Annotated in this window: 13 protein-coding genes and 1 pseudogene; 3 read left to right on the forward strand and 11 right to left on the reverse strand. The window is 65.9% G+C overall.

Going from position 1 to position 17,153, the window contains the following annotated elements:
• Positions 1–41: 41 nt before the first annotated feature.
• Entirely contained in the window at positions 42–3,248 is a 3,207-nt protein-coding gene (gene ileS, locus E2L06_RS00560; RefSeq protein ID WP_138777610.1) for an isoleucine--tRNA ligase, read from the forward strand.
• Between the two features lie 357 nt (positions 3,249–3,605).
• Here ileS and E2L06_RS00565 read toward each other — a convergent pair whose 3' ends face one another.
• Complete coding sequence (locus E2L06_RS00565; protein WP_138777612.1) at positions 3,606–4,415, reverse strand: SDR family NAD(P)-dependent oxidoreductase; 810 nt, start codon at positions 4,413–4,415, stop codon at positions 3,606–3,608.
• A 258-nt stretch (positions 4,416–4,673) separates the two neighbouring features.
• Here E2L06_RS00565 and E2L06_RS00570 point away from each other — a divergent pair.
• Positions 4,674–6,741, forward strand: a pseudogene (locus E2L06_RS00570) (CARDB domain-containing protein).
• A 141-nt stretch (positions 6,742–6,882) separates the two neighbouring features.
• Here E2L06_RS00570 and E2L06_RS00575 read toward each other — a convergent pair.
• From E2L06_RS00575 to E2L06_RS00590, 4 genes are all read right to left on the reverse strand, one after another.
• Positions 6,883–7,422 carry a heme NO-binding domain-containing protein gene (locus E2L06_RS00575; RefSeq protein WP_138777614.1) on the reverse strand — a complete coding sequence of 180 codons (540 nt, stop codon included), beginning with the start codon at positions 7,420–7,422 and terminating at the stop codon, positions 6,883–6,885.
• A gap of 101 nt (positions 7,423–7,523) precedes the next feature.
• Positions 7,524–8,381: a ribose-phosphate diphosphokinase gene (locus tag E2L06_RS00580; protein WP_138777616.1), complete on the reverse strand. Its 858-nt coding sequence runs from the start codon at positions 8,379–8,381 to the stop codon at positions 7,524–7,526.
• Between the two features lie 94 nt (positions 8,382–8,475).
• Complete coding sequence (locus E2L06_RS00585) at positions 8,476–8,988, reverse strand: hypothetical protein (RefSeq protein WP_138777618.1); 513 nt, start codon at positions 8,986–8,988, stop codon at positions 8,476–8,478.
• Positions 8,989–9,096: 108 nt separating this feature from the next.
• The gene (locus tag E2L06_RS00590; protein ID WP_138777620.1) at positions 9,097–9,978 is read right to left on the reverse strand and encodes a hypothetical protein; all 882 of its coding nucleotides are present in this window, start codon (positions 9,976–9,978) and stop codon (positions 9,097–9,099) included.
• Positions 9,979–10,075: 97 nt separating this feature from the next.
• On the opposite strand from E2L06_RS00590, the gene glmM reads away from it, so the two are divergent.
• Positions 10,076–11,452, forward strand: a complete 1,377-nt coding sequence (gene glmM / locus E2L06_RS00595) for a phosphoglucosamine mutase (RefSeq protein WP_138777622.1) — start codon at positions 10,076–10,078, stop codon at positions 11,450–11,452.
• Between the two features lie 41 nt (positions 11,453–11,493).
• Here the strand turns inward: glmM and E2L06_RS00600 are convergent, their stop codons facing one another.
• The 6 genes from E2L06_RS00600 to serA all read right to left on the reverse strand — a co-directional run bounded on the left by E2L06_RS00600 (position 11,494) and on the right by serA (position 17,149).
• Positions 11,494–12,993 carry a glycosyl hydrolase family 28-related protein gene (locus E2L06_RS00600; protein WP_138777623.1) on the reverse strand — a complete coding sequence of 500 codons (1,500 nt, stop codon included), beginning with the start codon at positions 12,991–12,993 and terminating at the stop codon, positions 11,494–11,496.
• 2 nt (positions 12,994–12,995) lie between these two features.
• A complete protein-coding gene (locus tag E2L06_RS21640) occupies positions 12,996–13,133 on the reverse strand; it encodes a hypothetical protein (protein WP_171052282.1) in 138 nt (45 codons plus the stop codon).
• 52 nt (positions 13,134–13,185) lie between these two features.
• A complete protein-coding gene (locus tag E2L06_RS00605; protein ID WP_138777625.1) occupies positions 13,186–13,809 on the reverse strand; it encodes a thioredoxin domain-containing protein in 624 nt (207 codons plus the stop codon).
• Between the two features lie 102 nt (positions 13,810–13,911).
• A complete protein-coding gene (locus E2L06_RS00610) occupies positions 13,912–15,090 on the reverse strand; it encodes a hypothetical protein (RefSeq protein ID WP_138777627.1) in 1,179 nt (392 codons plus the stop codon).
• 3 nt (positions 15,091–15,093) lie between these two features.
• Positions 15,094–15,462: a phosphoribosyl-AMP cyclohydrolase gene (gene hisI, locus E2L06_RS00615; protein WP_138777629.1), complete on the reverse strand. Its 369-nt coding sequence runs from the start codon at positions 15,460–15,462 to the stop codon at positions 15,094–15,096.
• A gap of 100 nt (positions 15,463–15,562) precedes the next feature.
• Complete coding sequence (gene serA, locus E2L06_RS00620) at positions 15,563–17,149, reverse strand: phosphoglycerate dehydrogenase (RefSeq protein ID WP_138777631.1); 1,587 nt, start codon at positions 17,147–17,149, stop codon at positions 15,563–15,565.
• Positions 17,150–17,153: the final 4 nt, after the last annotated feature.

Below are 17,153 nucleotides of genomic sequence, written 5' to 3' on the forward strand. Positions count from 1 at the left end.
ATATCGATTCCTCTTTACTGTCGGAGGCGATTAGGTCGGATATGAGCAGGTTCGGCGAGGTCGACGACCAGTACGACCCAGACGAACTCGAGCAACGGGTCTTCGAGTACTGGGACGACGTCGACGCCTACGAGCAGACGGTCGAGCACCGATCGGACGGTGAGTCCTTTTTCTTCGTCGACGGCCCGCCGTACACGTCGGGTTCGGCGCACATGGGAACCACCTGGAACAAGTCGCTGAAAGACGTCTACCTGCGATACCTGCGGATGCAGGGCTACGACGTCACCGACCGCCCGGGCTACGACATGCACGGGCTTCCCATCGAGACCCGCGTCGAGGAGCGCCTGGGCTTCGAGAACAAGAAAGACATCGAGGAGTTCGGCGAGGAGAACTTCATCCAGGAATGTAAGGACTACGCCAACGAGCAACTCGAGGGCCTGCAGTCGGACTTCCAGGACTTCGGCGTCTGGATGGACTGGGACAACCCCTACAAGACCCTCGAGCCGGAGTATATGGAAGCGGCCTGGTGGGGCTTTTCGAACGCCGCCGACCGCGGGCTCGTCGAGAAGGGCCACCGGTCGATCTCGCAGTGTCCACGCTGTGAGACCGCGATCGCGAACAACGAAGTCGAGTACGAGGACGTCGAGGACCCCTCGATCTACGTCAAGTTCGACCTCGAGGACCGCGACGGAAAACTCGTCATCTGGACGACGACGCCGTGGACGATTCCGGCGAACACCTTCGTCGCGGTCGACGAGGAGGGCGACTACGTCGGCGTCCGTGCCGAGAAAGACGGCGAGGAGGAACTCCTTTATCTCGCCGACGCGAAACACGAGGAAGTCCTGAAGGAGGGCCGCTACGACGACTACGAGATCGTCGAGGAACTGACCGGCGCAGACCTGCTCGGCTGGTCCTACGAGCACCCGCTCGCAGCGGAGGTCCCCGACCACGTCGACGCCGAGGGCGTCTTCGAGGTCTACGCCGCCGACTACGTCGACACGGGCGGCGACGGCACCGGCCTCGTCCACTCCGCGCCCGGCCACGGTGAGGTCGACTTCGAGCGCGGCCGCGAACTCGGCTTCCCGATCTTCTGTCCGGTCGGCGGCGACGGCGTCTACACCGAGGAAGCTGGCAAGTACGAAGGCCAGTTCGTCAAGGACGCCGACGACGAGATCACCGCCGACCTCGAGGACAACGGCGCACTGCTGGCATCCGGAACCGTCCACCACAGTTACGGCCACTGCTGGCGCTGTGACACGGGCATTCTCCAGATCGTCACCGACCAGTGGTTCATCACGATCACGGACATCAAAGACGACCTGCTCGAGAACATCGAAGACAGCGAGTGGCACCCCGAGTGGGCTCGCGACAGCCGCTTCCGTGACTTCGTCGAGGAAGCCCCTGACTGGAACGTTTCCCGCCAGCGCTACTGGGGCATTCCGCTGCCGGTCTGGACCCCTGAAGATCGGGACGACGACGAGGACATGATCGTCGTCGGGACCCGCGAGGAACTCGCCGAGCGCGTCGATCAGGACGTCGATCCTGACGAAGTCGACCTCCACAAGGACACGGTCGACGACCTGACGATCACCGAAGACGGCACCACCTACACGCGCGTGCCCGACGTCTTCGACGTCTGGCTCGACTCCTCGGTCGCGTCGTGGGGCACCCTCGACTACCCCTCGGACGACAGCCGATTCGACGAACTCTGGCCCGCTGACCTGATTCTCGAGGCCCACGACCAGACCCGCGGCTGGTTCTGGTCCCAGCTCGGGATGGGCACCGCCGCACTCGGCGAGAGCCCGTACACGGAGGTGCTGATGCACGGCCACGCGCTCATGCCCGACGGCCGCGCGATGAGCAAGTCCAAGGACATCCTGATCGATCCCCACGAGGCGATCGACCGCCACGGCCGAGACGTCATGCGGCTGTTCCTCCTCTCGAACAACCCGCAGGGCGAGGACATGCGCTTCGACTGGGACGGAATGCAGACGATGGAGAACCACCTTCGGACGTTGTGGAACGTCTTCCGGTTCCCACTGCCGTACATGCGACTGGACGACTTCGATCCCACCGAAACCACACTCGAGGATGTCGATTCGGCCCTCGAGCCCCTCGACGAGTGGGTGCTCGCCCGCCTCCAGTCCACGAAAGCCGAGATGACCGCCCACTTCGAGGACTACCGTCAGGACAAGGCCGTCGACGAACTCCTCGCGTTCGTCGTCGAGGACGTTTCCCGGTTCTACGTTCAGGCCGTCCGCGAGCGTATGTGGGAAGAAGAGGACAGCGCCTCGAAGCAGGCCGCCTACGCGACGATCTATCGGGTGCTCCGAGAGAGCGTTGCCCTGCTCGCGCCGTACGCCCCCTTCATCAGCGAGGAGATCTACGGCACGCTCACCGGTGAGGACGGGTTCGACACCGTCCACATGGAAGACTGGCCCGCAGTCGACGAGTACTGGGAGGACCAGCAACTCGAGGAGGACGTCTCCCTCCTCCGCGCCATCGAGGAAGCCGGCGCGAACGCCCGCCAGCAGGCCGGCCGCAAGCTGCGCTGGCCGGTCCCGCGTGTGGTCGTCGCCGCCGACGACGAGCGCGTCGTCGAGGCCGTCGAGCGCCACCCCGGCCTGCTCGAGGAGCGGCTCAACGCCCGCGAGATCGAACTCGTCTCGCCCGACGAGCGCTGGGGCGAACTCCAGTACAGCGCCGAGGCCGACATGAGCGAACTCGGCCCCGCCTTCGGTGGCCGCGCCGGCCAGGTCATGAACGCGCTCAACGAGGCCCGTATCGACGAACCGAGCCTCGAGGCGATCGAGGACGCCGTCGCGGACGTCCTCGAGGACGACGAGGAGATCACCGACGAGATGGTCTCGTTCGTCACCCAGACGCCCGACGACATCGCCGGCACCGCCTTCGGCACTGACGGCGACGACCGCGGCGTCGCCTACGTCGACGCCTCGCTGACCGACGACATCGAGAGCGAGGGCTACGCTCGCGAGGTCATCCGCCGCGTCCAGGAGATGCGCAAGGACCTCGATCTCGACGTCGAAGAGCGGATCGCACTCGACCTCGCGATCGACGACGACCGCGTTGCCGACCTCGTCGCCGAGCGCACGGACCTGATCAACGAGGAGGTCCGCGCCGACGAACGCCGCGCCGTCGAGGACGGCCACCGCAAGGAGTGGGACGTCGACGGCGTGACGATGGAAATCGCACTCGAGCCGTTGGCTGCTGCGGAAGCATCGGAGTAGAACTGTCGAGCGAAGCGAGGCAGCTTTTTGCTCTCTTGCCGAACGGAGTGAGGCAAGGTCAGCGAGAGCTTGCTCTCGCCAGACAGATTTTTGCGCGAGCGGTCGCGAACTCGTGAGCGACCCGAGCGGAAAAAGGTGGATGCCGAGATCGCGCTTGAGCCGTTAGCAGCTGCGGAAGCCTCCGAGTAGCTACCCTCGAGCGTCGCAGGCAGTTTTGACTCTTGCGGACGAAGTGAGGCAAGGCCAGCAAGAGCAGTGCTCTCGAGGCGTTGATAGCTTCGGAATTATCAGACAAGCAGACAGCAGCTACCGCGAAGGTGGTCTTGGAACCTGATTGGTTCGTTGTTTGTGCTGGCGTTAGAGAACGTCCTGTGTGATGCCGCCATCGACTTTGACCGCTTCGCCCGTAACGTTGCGATTCTCAGCGAAAAAGACGGCGAGGCGGCCCATGTCTTCCGGCTTCTGGTCACGGTTGAGGGGAATCGACCGCTGAATCGTCTCCTCGTACGGCTCTTCGCTTGCGGGGGTGAGGACGTCACGCCACATCGGGGTGTCGACGATCCCCGGACAGATCGCGTTGACCGTGACGTCGTCTTCGGCGAGTTCGAGTGCGAGCGTTTTCGTGAGCGCCATCACGGCGTGTTTCGATGCCGCGTAGTGACTGATTCCTGCGGCGCTCATCTCGCCGGCGATAGAGGCGGTATTGATGATGGTGCCGCCATCTTTGAGTTGCGGGATGGCAGCGCGCGAACAGAGAAAGACCCCCTTCGCGTTGACGTCCATGACGGCGTCCCACTCGCTTTCATCCAGTTCTTCGACCGGCGAGTAGGTGATGATCCCGGCGTTGTTTACGAGGATGTCGAGCTGCCCGAACTCGTCGAGTGTCGCGTCGATCATCTCCGCTGTCTGGTCTGCGTTCGTGACATCACACTCGACGATCACCGCCTCGGAATCCGTCGATGCCTCGATCTCGTCAGCGAGGTCTTCGGCGTGATCGATATTGTCGGGCTTTGAGTCGTCATTGGCTGTGGACTCCGTGACGCCGATATCGGCGATGACGATGTCACAGCCCGCAGCGGCCAATTCGCGTGCGATGCCGCCTCCGATTTCCCCTGCAGCACCGGTGACGATCGCGACCGTCCCGTCGAGATTTCGTTTCTTGACCATGTCCAAGGTGAACGTTACCATTCAACATAAAAACTCCTTCCAGAAACCACACAATTTGAAACCGGATGATGGTCCGTCATAGGTATGGCCATTTATATCGCCCAGCACGACGTGTTCTCGTCGTCCGCTCACGAGGACAGCGACACGGTCGACCGTTCGAACCTAACATAGCCGATTCTGTCTCGCTCAAATATAATTTCTCAGTGGAAGATACCGTCGTCACAAAGGTCTTGTGCACTGACTAACCAGAGGTGGATAGTGACCCGTCGAATCGCTGTCCTCGCGTTCGTCGTCGTGCTCGTCTGTAGCCTGCCGGCCGGCGTCGGCGTCGTCGAGCCGGCACAGGCGGTTGCACCCACTGAAACCGCCGACCTTGACGGCGACGTGGTCGCGAACCCCAGTGAGCCCCTCGGTGCGGTCGGAACCCGGACGAGCGCTGAGGACGTGTTCGACCGCACGACAGTTCTCAGACACCGCCCCGACGACCCCGACGTGTTCGAGACGGAGACGACGTTTCACGTCCCCAACGCTGTCACCGAGTTCGAGATCGAACTCGAGGAGGGCGCGACCGTCGCGTCGACGACCGGATTCGAGCAGACGGGTGAGCGGACCTACGACTGGACCGGCGCGACCGACGAGCCGACGATCCGGTACACGATGCCGGCCGATCGGCGAGGCGAGAGCTACGAGACACGCACGTCGGAGACGGGGTACACGTTCGTCGATACGGGCGACTGGGGGATCGGCAGTTCCCTCGCTCAACATCTCCCTGCGACGGACCGACCCGGTCGGCATCGAGGAGACGGTGACCGTCGACGGGCCGGGTGCGACCGGCGGCGACATCGCCGTCTTCGGTGAGGTGACGACGTACGAGCGAGCCATCGACGGCGGGACGTTCCGGTTGGTCGTCCCCGAGGCTGCACGGCTCGAGGAGTCGCCGGACGCGATCCTGACGGCGCTGGCGGACGCACGCAGCCGACTCGAGGTCGGGATGCAACGCGACGAGGTGGTCGTGATCGCAGCGCCGACCGAAGCCGACTGGGGCCCACGAGGGATTCAGTACGGCCGCTCGGACACGTGGGTCGTCGCCGACGCCGCACTCGACGAGCCGAATCCGGTCTGGTTCCACGAGTACGTCCACGTCCGGCAGCGCTTCTCGAGTGCGGCGACGGACACCACACCGAAGACGGCGTGGCTCGTCGAAGCCCAGGCCGACTACTACGCGGGGCTGCTCACGTTAGAGAGCGATCGCACTGATTTCGAGGATTTCAGTGACCTCCTCGAGCGCGGCGAGCGATCGCCGTACGCCGGTGGGGTGCTAGTCGATCGCTCGACGTGGGCCGACGACCGGACCCACTACGTGAAGGGAGCGCTCGTCTACGGCGAGCTCGACCGCCGGCTGCGGCTCGCAACCGACGGTGATCGTACGCTCGAGGACGTCTTCCGATCCCTGAACGCCCAAGAGGGCCGGATCACCGAGGCCGATTTCTTGCGGACACTCGAAGACTACGGCGGAGCGGACGTTCGGGCCGCCGCCGAGCGGTACACGCAAACCGAGGCGACCCCGGAGATGTGGAGCCGGAGCCAACACGCGGCGGCCTTCGCACAGCCGGTCGCGGTCTTCGAGTACGGGTTCGATACGGGGCCGCTCGAGGTGGCGGGTCAGGAGTGGCCACGCTGGAACGCCTCGGCGTCGACTGGGACCGCTGGCGTGATCGCGGTCCCAGTCGGCGAATCGGTGTCGGTTCCAGTCACGGTCGACAACGTCGGCAGTCAGGACGGGTCGTACGATGCGACGCTGCAAGTCGATGGCCGACCGGTCGACTCCCGCCGAGGGCACCTCGCAGCCGGCACGGAGGCACGCCATCGCCTCTCGTGGACGCCTACCGAACCCGGCGAGTACACGGTTCGCGTCGGCTCCGAGCGGCTGACTGCCGTCGTCCGCTCGGCCGCGAGCGTGACCGTCACTGATCTCCGTCTCGAGTCGGAGACCATCGTGCCCGGCGAGCCGGTGGCGGTGACCGCAACGGTCGAGTCCACCGGTGAGCGCCCGGCAGCGGCCGTCCTCGCGTTCCGAACCGCCGAGGGGGTCGTCGCCGAGCGGCCCGTGGCGCTTCGGGCAGGTGACTCGACGACGGTCGAGGCGACACTCCGGTTCGACGACGCGGGCCGATACGAGGTCGCCGTCGGTGACCGGATCGTCACCGCTCGCGTCGACAGCGGGCCGACCGCGGCGCTCGAGCCGGTACCCGGTTTCGGAGTTCCGGCGGCGCTCGCCGCCGTGGCGATGCTGCTCGCTGGCATGGTTTTGGGTCGTCGTCGCTGATACGGACGACTGTCAGTTAGTGCCGGTGGGCCCGCGACCGCCTTGCGGGTGCACCGGGACACCGTAACAGCAGACGACCACGGATGAAAACGAGTGCACGCGCGCCGGGCCGTGTCCGCGAACGCGAGCTCCGGCCCGGCGTTATTCGAAGTCGACGCGGAACCGGCACGCGTCGGCTCCATCGTCGACGCAGGCCGTTTCCGTGACGGTCCCGTTGCCGTCGAACGCAGCGACGATGCCCTCGAGGACCCCGTGAGCCATGCTGCAGTAACGGGTGTCGCGATGGGTCTCGTACGTGACGACTGCGTGATCCGACTCGAGATCACTGGAGAGAGCGGGCAGTGATGCCTCCTCCGTGGCGTCTTCGATGTCGCCGTAGACAGTCTCGAGTTCGGCGAACAGTTCAGACAGGTCCCAGTCGCGTCGGACGTGGGCGCTGAACGTCGACAGCAGTTCGGGAGCGAGCGTTCGACCGACGTTGCGTTCGATCGTGGGCCTGTCCTGGGTGGCCATCGACGACAGCGTCTCGAGGACGGCGTCGATTTCGGCGTCGTCGTAGTAGCTGACGGGAAGGTACAGCGTCGGCTCGAGGCCGGCGCGGTTGACGATCGTGTTCCATGTGTCGTCGTCGGTCCGGTCGACGACGTACTCTTTGAGGGTTTTGTGGACGATTCCGTGCATCTGATACCGTTTCGTAGTTGGCTGCCGCAGTTCGCACTGTCACCGCATCGTGCGAAACGCTAACGACTAGGCCACGTGTAGGCGAGTACTTAACCGTTTGCTTACAGGTACGATGCGAGCGCCGGTGCGACCGAGACGGTACTGACGCCGCGTTCGATGGTATCGGTGCCATAGATCGCTTCGACGCCGGCCCGCGAGAGCTTCGTGACGGCGTTGCGAGCCAGTAGCGGATGGACGCAGGTGATGTAAACGCGGCCGACGGATCGCTCACGGAGGACGCCGACGGCTTCGCTCATCGTCGAGCCCGTCGCGATGATGTCGTCGACGACGACGACGTCGCGGTCGGCCACGTCGACGTCGCTCGGCGTGATCTCGACCTCGGTGCCGGAGTGACGTACTTTCTCGAAATAGTCGGTCTCGCCCGTGCCGTAGGCGTCGCAGACCGTCTCGGCGAGGTCGATCGCGCCCGCGTCAGGCGAGAGGAAGACCGGATCCACGAGGTCGTCGGGTAAGGGCTCAGCCAGTCGGCCCGCGGCGTCGACGGCCGTCGCCGTCGGCTCGAAGAACTCACAGACCGCTTCCTCGTGGGGATCGACCGTCAGCACCCGGTCTGCGCCGGTCGAAATCGCACGAGCCATCGCGCGCGCGGAGATGGGATGACCCGGCTCGAACGCCTTGTCCTGCCGGCCATAGCCCATGTACGGCAGGACGGTGACGACCTCGTCGACGCCGGCCTCGCGGACGGCATCCTGCAACTGGAGGACCTCAAGGTGGGCGTCGCTCGAGATGGTCGAGGCGACGATTACTGCCCGATCGGGTTCGGCGTCGGCGACGCCGGGGGCGGCGGCGAGCAGTTCGCCGTCGGGGAACCGGTCGTACTCGACGGCGGCGAGCGGTTCCTTGAGTTCGCGAGCGAGCGCTGCGGCGAGTGCCTGGGACGTGGATCCACTGACGATCATAGTCGGTGGCACACTCCGGGGGCTAAACCAGCTTTCGTTCTCATCCGCGCTCGGCGCTCGAGCGTGCCGAATCCGTCGCGTCCGTGGCTGTCGGCTACGCGTCAGTGCCGCCGCCACTCGCGTCGTCGGCACTGCACGGGCCGCTGCTCGTGTTGCTCAGGACCGTCAGTTCCCCATTCCGATCGACCCGGACGAAGAGGTTCAGACACGACGGCTCGTTCCAGTCGGCCGGGGTCACTTCGACCGGTTCGCCCTGATCTCTCCGCACGATCACGCGGAACTGCTGTCGTCCGGACGGCCAGTCTCGCTCGAGGGTCGCTCCGCCACCGGCCGCGAGGTTCTTCGTCGCCCACACGTCGATCGTCCCGTCGAACTCGACGATGACGTCGATCGTGTGGGCAGCATCGTCGAGGTTGTCGACGGTGATGTCGCCGAGACGTGTCCCGTCGGGGTCGGTCGTCGTGCTCCCGTCGTTCCCATCGGCTTCACTGTCGGACCTGCCGTCACCGTTGCCCTCGGTTCCGTCGCTTCCCATACACCCAGCGACCGCGCCGGTACAGGCGGTCCCGGTCACAGCCAGCAGTCGTTGGCGTGAAAGATCGGTCATTGCTCGAACGGTGACAGTCAGTATAGTTAACTCTTGTAGGCTCCGCCTCGTCCGTACTGTCACACGACTGGCTTCCTCGTCGCAGGCCAACCGTGGCGTCCGGTCGGATTACTGGCGGCCCGCGCGTGGCGGCACGGCGAGGCCTGCAACGTCTCTAACGCCCAGCGCTCGCGTTCGCCACTCGCCATCGCTCCACGCGAGGAAGGTCCCCTCGTCCGTGACGGCGTAGGTCGTCTCGCCGTAGCCGACCCCGACGATGTGCTCGCTCGAGCCGTCGATCGCGTGCCACTTGTCGGCGACGAACTCGTAGACGCCATCAGCGGCGATTGCGTGGGCGCGGACGAGCTCGCCCCGATCCGAGCGGGGATCGGCGGCGACGGTCTCGAACGCACCCTCGAGGACGCGCATCCAGCCGTTGCCGAGCTTGTAGAGACCATCCGCGGTGGCGGCTAAGGGCATGCCGTCGGCCGAGACGTCACGTGCGTCCGACAGGCCGGCGTGTGCGAGGCCGTCGTCGCCGACCCGATAGACGCCGTCGTCGGTGGCGACGAGGTCGCCGTCGATCGCGCGCACCGTCGTCTCGAGGTCGGCCGCGAGGGTGGTCCACTCGTCGGCCCCGGCTGTGCGACGCGCGACGCGACCGTCCGGCCCGGCTGCAAGCACGTCGTCGCCGTCGAAGCCGACGGCGACTGCCGGGCCGAAGCCAGTCTCGACGAACGACTCGTCGTCGGCTACGACCGGCGCGTCACCCTCGCGGCCGGACGTGGATTCTTCCTCGAGTGCGAGGACGCGGACATCCTCGGCCGTCGCGACGGCGATGGCGTCGGAGCTGGCAGCGATATCTCGAGCGCCACAGCGTTCACAGAGGCCAAACTCGCCGACGGTGTCGCCAGCGACCCGGACGCGAACGACACCCATCGCGCTTGCGACGTAGGCCGTGATCGCCCCTTGCCGATCGCCGTAGACGCGTTTTTCCTCGATCGATTGCATACAGGAACGTGACAGGGATGGCCCGAAAACGTTCCGCCCTTGGTCGAGAGGCCGCGTTGCGGAATCCCTTTGGGGAGTCCGCACGGATTAACGCGTAATGCAAGTCTTCGGATCGAGTGGGACGCGGGGCGTCGCCAACGAAGAGCTGACGCCCGCGTTCGTCCTGCGCGTCGCGAAAGCGGCGGGGACGACCTGGGGTGACGGCCACGGTGGGGACCGGGTCGCGATCGCCCGCGACACCCGCTATACGGGGCGCATGCTGGCTGATGCGGCCGCAAGCGGGCTCGCGAGTACGGGTGCTGACGTCGATCGTCTCGGGATCGTCCCCACGCCGGGGGCACAGGCCTACGCCGAACGCGAAGGGGTGCCGGTCGTGGTTATCACGGCCTCGCACAACCCGCCCAAGTACAACGGCGTCAAACTCGTCGGGCCCGACGGCGTCGAACTCTCGGTCGCCGCACTCGAGGAAATCGAAGAGACGCTGCTCGCTGAATCCTTCAGCGTTGCCCCGTGGGACGAGACGGGACGGGTCCGCGAGATCGACGGCGTCGGCCGGGCGTACGTCGACGAACTCCTCGCAGCCACCGACAGAGAGACGATCGCCGACGCTGACCTCACCGTTGCACTCGATCCGGGCCACGGCGCGGGCTCGCTGACCAGCCCCGAGTTCTTCCGAAAACTGGGCTGTCGCGTCGTCACCGTCAACGGCCAGCCCGACGGCCACTTCCCCGGCCGTGATCCCGAACCCGTCCCCGACAACCTCACCGATCTGGGTCGCCTCGTCCGTGCGACCGACGCCGACGTCGGCATCGCCCACGACGGCGACGCCGACCGCGCGATCTTTTTCGACGAAGCCGGCGAGTACGTCGAGGGCGACGCGACCCTTGCCGCACTCGCGGCCGCCGAACTCGAGGCCGGCGACACGGCCGTCTCGGCGGTCAACGTCTCCCAGCGACTCGTCGACGTGGTCGACGACGTCGGCGCCGAACTCGAGCTTACCCCGATCGGCTCGACGAACATCATCACCCGCATTCAGGAACTCGAGGCAAACGGCAGACACGTGCCGATCGCGGGCGAGGGCAATGGCGGGATCTTCTTCCCCGACTATCGGCTCTCACGGGACGGGGCGTACACGGCCGCGCGCTTCCTCGAGTTAGTTGCCGAGCAGTCGGTCAGCGAACTCGTCGCGCCCTACGACGGCTACGTTAACGTGCGACGCAACGTCGAATACGAGTCGACGGCCGAACGCGACGCGATGCTCGATGCGGCGGCCAACCAGGCCAACGCCGCCGACGCCGACCTCAACACCCGCGACGGCTACCGGCTCGATTACGGCGACGCGTGGGTGCTCGCCCGTCCTTCCGGCACCGAACCGCTCGTCCGGGTCTACGCCGAAGCCCGCGACGGCGACCGCGCCGAGGCCCTCGTCGACGATATGTACGAGGCGCTGACCGCTGCGAAAGCCGACGCCTAGGCTGGGTTCTGTCGCTCGCCCCCTCGAGTTTGACTCCCCGATCAGGACGAGGCCCATTCCCGAAGTTCGCCGTCGACGACGACTCGGTCTCCGACATCGTCGAACGTGACACCGCCGTAAGCGACGCGACTGTCGGGGCCCACGTAGACCCCTGCAGTGCCACAGTCGGCCGCGCGAGCGGTCGTGAGCGTTGCGTCGACGTTCTCCCTGAATCGGAACGACTGATGATCCGCGCCAGTCGCGGTCACGCCGCTGAGCTTCAGGTCGGCCATGTCGTCGAAGATGATCGCGTTCGTAAACGGCCCGTCGACGGTGACGTTGGAGATCGCAGCGCCGTCGAAACCGGCGGCGTACAGCCCCGAGCCGCCAGCGATGTCGCTGTCCTCGGTTCTGATCGTGACGTTGCTGATCGTCAACTCCCGGCGGCCGTCCGCGACGTGGCCCAGGGTAATCCCGCGTGCGTTCTCGAGACACGAGACGCGGTCGATCGTCAGATCCACGATCTGCTCGTCCGAATCGGCTCTGATCGCCGTATACCCACAGCCGGTGATCTGGCCGTCCGTGATGGTGATCCCCTCGTTCGTCCCGCGGTGAAGGTGGACGCCGTAGTCGGGGTCGTTCGCCGGGTCGATCTCGAAGTTCGTGAGGGTACAGTCTCTGGTCGGCGTCCCGTCGTCCGCGACGAGCGCGTCGGTGCTGCCGTCCCAGACGCTGTTCCAGCTCGTATCCGGCTGTTGACTGTCGAACTGCACCGGCGCATCTGACCCACCCTCGCCGCCGCGGGTTGCCCAGTAGCCGTCGATGACGACGTTTTTCGACGAGACGACGTCGATGTGGTGGTAGTGGATGCGGTCGCCGTAGATCCGCTCCAGCCGGACGTTTGCCGCGTGGGCGGGCATGATTCCCGTCGATTCCGGCGAATCGATCCGGACGTTGCAGACGCCCCAGTTCGATGCACCGTCGTATCCCGGCTCGTCGTAGCCCCTGTTCGAGAGCAGCGCCCGCCCTTCCTCACCGGCAGGGCGTGGCCCCGTCAGGACGGTCGAACGGCCTGCACCCAGCACGATCGTGTCGTCGCCCACCAGCGGCGTCCGCTCGAGGGGATACCTCCCGGGCGGGAAGTACACGATCCCGCCACCGGCCGCGGCGACGGTCTCGAGGAGGTCGTGGACCGCCTGGCCGACTTCGGTCGTCCCGTCGCCTTCGATGCCGTGGGCCTCGACGTTCCACACGGGGGTCTTTTCGGTGCGAGCGTGAGTGGACTGGACTGCCTCGAAGTGGCTCGTTCCCGGAACTGGCTGCTCGTCACTTCCGCGACCGCTGAAGTATACCCAGTCGTCGCTCCCGGTGTCCCAGCGCCAGGTGATTCCCTGATCGGTCGCGTGGTACAGTTCGTCGTCGTACTCGCCGGTTGCCGGTCGCTCGCTGATCGGCCCGTGGACGATCGCGCGTGCGTCGATCGCCTCGACTGCGTCGGTGTGGTTCCACTGTTCGCCCTGCTCGTACGTCCCCAGTCCGAGACGCGGTGTGTGATCGACCATGTTCACTCACTTCCGTATGCGTCTCCGTACGCCGTTCCGTACCCAGATTCAACGGCCGCGCTGTTCGTACAGCCTGCAAGCGTGAGAACTCCCGACGTTGCGATGAGGACGTCCCGTCGTCCCGGCCCTGAATCGTCCATGATATCTGACTGGTTTTCCGCCGTATAAACTACCTGTTCGGCGGCCGACTGCTCACTCGAGTTGCGCGTCGATCGCGGCGCTGACGATATCCCAGTCGTAGCCCTCGACGAGGTCGCCGTCGACGAAGACGGCCGGCGTTCCAGGGACGCCGCGGTCGTCGCCTGTCTGTTGGTCTGCCTTGACGACGTCTCGGTACGACTCCTCTTCGGCCGCCGTCACGATTGCCTCGCCGTCGACGTCGTGGTCGGCGGCGAGTTCGCGGAGGAGTTGATAGCCGTCCTCGCCGAGTCTGGACTGCTGCTCGTAGATGCCCTTGGCGAACGAAAAGAACGTCTCGACGTCGGTTTCGTCTTGCACTGCGCGGGCGGCCGACGCGGCGCGCCACGACCACTGTTGGTCGACGGGGATCGGATAGTCGAAATAGCGATAGCGGACGTCACCCGGCTCGACGTAGGTCGACCTGATCTGCGGAAAGACGGATTCGATGAACGTCGCGCAGTGGGGGCAGGCGTAGTCCTCGAAGACGTCGACGGTGACGGCGGCATCGGTCGGTCCCAGTGCAGGACGCGGGAAGTCGACGTCAGAACCACCAAAGCCGCCGAGACAGCCGGCCGTGGTAGACAGCGTGATCGTTCCACCGAGCGCAATGAGCGTTGACCGCCGCGTCGTTCGCATAGTCGTGCGAACGGTCCAGCGGCATATATACCATGCCGTTTATGAGCGGGAGCGGCTCCCACGACGGTCATCTCCCCCGCTAACCGCGACCGCCGGCAACCGTCAGACCGGATCGTCGACAGCGAGTGCGTCCTCGAGTCGCTCCCGTTCGGTCCGCAACCTCTCCAGTTCCTCGGCGACGCGGCCATCGGCCAGCCGCTCGCGTTCGGCGGGCGTGAGCCGGTCGACAGCCCGGGCTGCGGTCTGTAAGCGGTCGTAGTCGGGATCGGCCGCGAGCAGCCGCACCTCACGTAACGCTGCGACGACGTCCTCGTCGGCGACCCGCGCGACGAACGGCTGATACTCCCGCGTCCGGGCTCGCAGGGCACCCGCAGGCTCGGGCGGCCAGTCGATCGTCAGCGGCTCGGCGTCGATCCCCTCGAGGTACGTCTGCTGGGTCGCAACGTTGCGTTTGAGTTCGTCGGCACTGTCGACGTAATGGGACAGTTTCGAGCGGGAGTAGTCGGCGTACTCGAGCAACTCGGGGATGGTGTACTCGCCGGCCGCGTTCTCGCGGACGTACGCTGCCAGGTCCTCGGGCGGTCGCTCGTAGGTCACGAACGGATACCACTGGCTTCGCTCGAGCAGGTCGAACACCTCGCGAGCGCTCGTCTCGAGGCGATACGCTCGAAATGCCTCGCGGATCGCTTCGTTGTAGCGTTCGATCGGCTCGCGTAGTCGCTCGACCGGGGCGTCGAGGTCGGCGTCCGCGAGCTCGAGCAGCCGCTCGCGTGCGTCGATCTCGTCGCCGATCGTCCGCAGCCGTTTGTTCGCGGCTTTGCGGGCCTCCGCCAGCGCTTCGCGGGCGGCCTCGCGTTCGTCGAGCATGTCCGCGTACGTGGCCGCCGGCTCGAGGGCGTCGCGCGCTCGCTCAAAGTCGGCCTCGCTGAGCCGGCGTTTGTCGATCGCCTCGAGGGCGTCCTCGAAGGACTCGTACTCGGGGAGGTCCTCGTCGAGTCCGGAGACGAGGCCGTCGAATTTCCCCTCGAGTTCAATATATGCCTGAAAATTCTCCTTGCCGGTCCCGGTCGCGCGGTCGACGTAATCCTCGAGCAGGTCGGTCGCGGTCCGATAGGCGGTGGCGACTTGCTCGACGGTGTCCTCGTCGTGATCTGCGATCCGCGCGTCGATCGTCTCGAGGCGGTCGCGGGCGGCCTCGAGCGCCTCGAGTGATGTCGGACCGTCGTCGCGACTGCCGGCGGCGTCGGAGCGGGCGTCAGAGGGCGGGACGCGCTCGCTCATCGGTTATTCGTAGACGGCGTCCGGATCAAACACTCGTTCGCCGACGTTCTCGCCTTCGACCGTCCGGTAGAAACACGACCGGTGGCCGGTGTGACACGCGCCGCCTTCCTGGTCGACCAGATAGAGGAGGGTGTCGGCGTCGCAGTCGACGCGAATCTCCTGAACGTCTTGCACGTGGCCGCTCGTCGCTCCTTTTTCCCACAGCTCCTCGCGGCTTCGCGAGTAGTAGTGAGCGCGGCCAGTCTCGCGGGTTCGCGCTAAGGCCTCCGGCGAGACGTATGCGAGCATGAGTACCTCACCGGTGTCGGCGTCCTGTGCCACGGCGGGGACGAGGCCGTCCTCGCCGAAATCGACCGCAACGTCGTCGTCCATACTCGAGACGTTGTTCGTCCAAGCGATAGGTCTTTTGCCGCCGGGAGCGCGAGCGGCGAAAAATAGCGCGTGCGTCGCGGTCGTCGTCTCGCTCTCGCGGTTAGTTCTGGCCGTTCAGCGTGATGTCGCTGACGCCGATGACACGCTCGTCGTCCTCGAGTTCCGCTTTCGCGTCCGCGGGAACTTCGCTGTCGACGTTGTAGACGGTCAGTGCCTCGCCGCCGATGGTCTCGCGGGCGTTGAACATGCCGGCGATGTTGACGTCGTGTTTGCCCATGACGGAGCCGATGAGGCCGATGACGCCGGGTTCGTCGGTGTTACGCGTGATGACCATCCGGCCGTGGGGGATTGCGTCGACGCGGTAGCCGTCGATGCGGACGATACGTGGGTCGTCACCCGCAAAGAGGGTGCCGTCAACCGAGACCTGATCGTCGTCGTTGCTGACGGTCACGGAGATCAGGCTCTGGAAGTCCTCGGCCTGTCGGGTCTTGGACTCGGTGACGTCGACGCCGCGATCTTCGGCGATCTGGGGCGCGTTGACTGCGTTGACCTGCCACTCGAGCGGTTCGAAGACGCCCTTGAGCGCGCTCGCGGTGACAAACTCGACGTCTTCGTCGGCGATTTCGCCCTCGTAGACGACTTCGACGTCCTCGATACGGCCCTCGAGCAGTTGGGCGGCGACCTTGCCGGCGGTTTCAGCGAGGTCGATGTAGGGTTCGACGCGGGGGAACGCACTCTCGTCGATCGAGGGGGCGTTCAGGGCGTTGGCGACCGGTTCGCCGGCGATCGCGGCGTTGATCTGCTCGGCGGTGGAGGTCGCGACGTTCTCCTGGGCGGCCTCCGTCGACGCGCCGAGGTGGGGCGTGACGATGATGTCGTCGTGCTCGAGCAGCGGCGAGTCCGCAGACAGGGGCTCCTCGGCGAAGACGTCCAGCGCCGCGCCGGCGACCGTGCCGTCTTCGACTTTGGCGGCGAGCGCGTCCTCCTGAATGATGCCGCCGCGGCCGACGTTGACGATGTAGTCGCCCTCGAGGAGGTCGAGTTCCTCTTCGCCGATCATGCCCTCCGTCTCGGGGGTCAGCGGCGTGTGGATCGTCAGGAAGTCGGCGCGCTCGAGACACGGCTCGAAGTCGACGAGTTCGGCACCGAGGCGCTCGGCGCGCTCCTCGGAGATGTAGGGGTCGAAGGCGACGATGTCCATGCCGAGCGAGTCGAGTTTCTTGGCGACCTCCTGGCCGACGCGGCCGAGGCCGACGACACCCAGGGTCTTGCCGTTGAGTTCGGTCCCGAGGTAGTCGCTTTTGGCCCACTCGCCGTTTTTCAGGCGGATGTGTGCCTGCGGGATCGAGCGAGCGGCCGCGAACGTCATCGCGACGGTGTGCTCGGCGGCTGCGCGAACGTTGCCCTCGGGGGCGTTGGCGACGATGACACCTTCGTCCGTGGCGGCGTCGATGTCGATGTTGTCGACGCCGATACCCGCTCGGCCGACGATAACCAGTTCTTCAGCGGCCGCGAGGACCTCGTCCGTGACTTCGGTCCCGGAGCGAACGATGAGCCCGTGTGCGTCCGAGACTGCCTCGAGGAGGTCGTCTCCCTCGAGTTCGTAGCCTGTTTCGACCTCGTGGCCGGCGTCTCTGAGTACGTCCAGACCCGCATCCGCGATCGGATCCGTGACGAGAACCTTCATGTGC

Origin of the sequence: Haloterrigena sp. H1, assembly GCF_005938085.1 — an archaeon.
Taxonomy (GTDB): Archaea; Halobacteriota; Halobacteria; order Halobacteriales; family Natrialbaceae; genus Natrinema.

What these genes read in the sequence shown, in the direction of transcription:
- serA (WP_138777631.1), bottom strand. Translation starts at nt 17,149, where the DNA reads ATGAAGGTTCTCGTCACGGATCCGATCGCGGATGCGGGTCTGGACGTA.
- E2L06_RS00605 (WP_138777625.1), bottom strand. Translation starts at nt 13,809, where the DNA reads ATGCGAACGACGCGGCGGTCAACGCTCATTGCGCTCGGTGGAACGATC.
- E2L06_RS00590 (WP_138777620.1), bottom strand. Translation starts at nt 9,978, where the DNA reads ATGCAATCGATCGAGGAAAAACGCGTCTACGGCGATCGGCAAGGGGCG.
- hisI (WP_138777629.1), bottom strand. Translation starts at nt 15,462, where the DNA reads ATGGACGACGACGTTGCGGTCGATTTCGGCGAGGACGGCCTCGTCCCC.
- E2L06_RS00575 (WP_138777614.1), bottom strand. Translation starts at nt 7,422, where the DNA reads ATGCACGGAATCGTCCACAAAACCCTCAAAGAGTACGTCGTCGACCGG.
- E2L06_RS00580 (WP_138777616.1), bottom strand. Translation starts at nt 8,381, where the DNA reads ATGATCGTCAGTGGATCCACGTCCCAGGCACTCGCCGCAGCGCTCGCT.
- E2L06_RS00585 (WP_138777618.1), bottom strand. Translation starts at nt 8,988, where the DNA reads ATGACCGATCTTTCACGCCAACGACTGCTGGCTGTGACCGGGACCGCC.
- E2L06_RS00600 (WP_138777623.1), bottom strand. Translation starts at nt 12,993, where the DNA reads ATGGTCGATCACACACCGCGTCTCGGACTGGGGACGTACGAGCAGGGC.
- E2L06_RS00565 (WP_138777612.1), bottom strand. Translation starts at nt 4,415, where the DNA reads ATGGTCAAGAAACGAAATCTCGACGGGACGGTCGCGATCGTCACCGGT.
- E2L06_RS21640 (WP_171052282.1), bottom strand. Translation starts at nt 13,133, where the DNA reads ATGGACGATTCAGGGCCGGGACGACGGGACGTCCTCATCGCAACGTCG.
- glmM (WP_138777622.1), top strand. Translation starts at nt 10,076, where the DNA reads ATGCAAGTCTTCGGATCGAGTGGGACGCGGGGCGTCGCCAACGAAGAG.
- ileS (WP_138777610.1), top strand. Translation starts at nt 42, where the DNA reads ATGAGCAGGTTCGGCGAGGTCGACGACCAGTACGACCCAGACGAACTC.
- E2L06_RS00610 (WP_138777627.1), bottom strand. Translation starts at nt 15,090, where the DNA reads ATGAGCGAGCGCGTCCCGCCCTCTGACGCCCGCTCCGACGCCGCCGGC.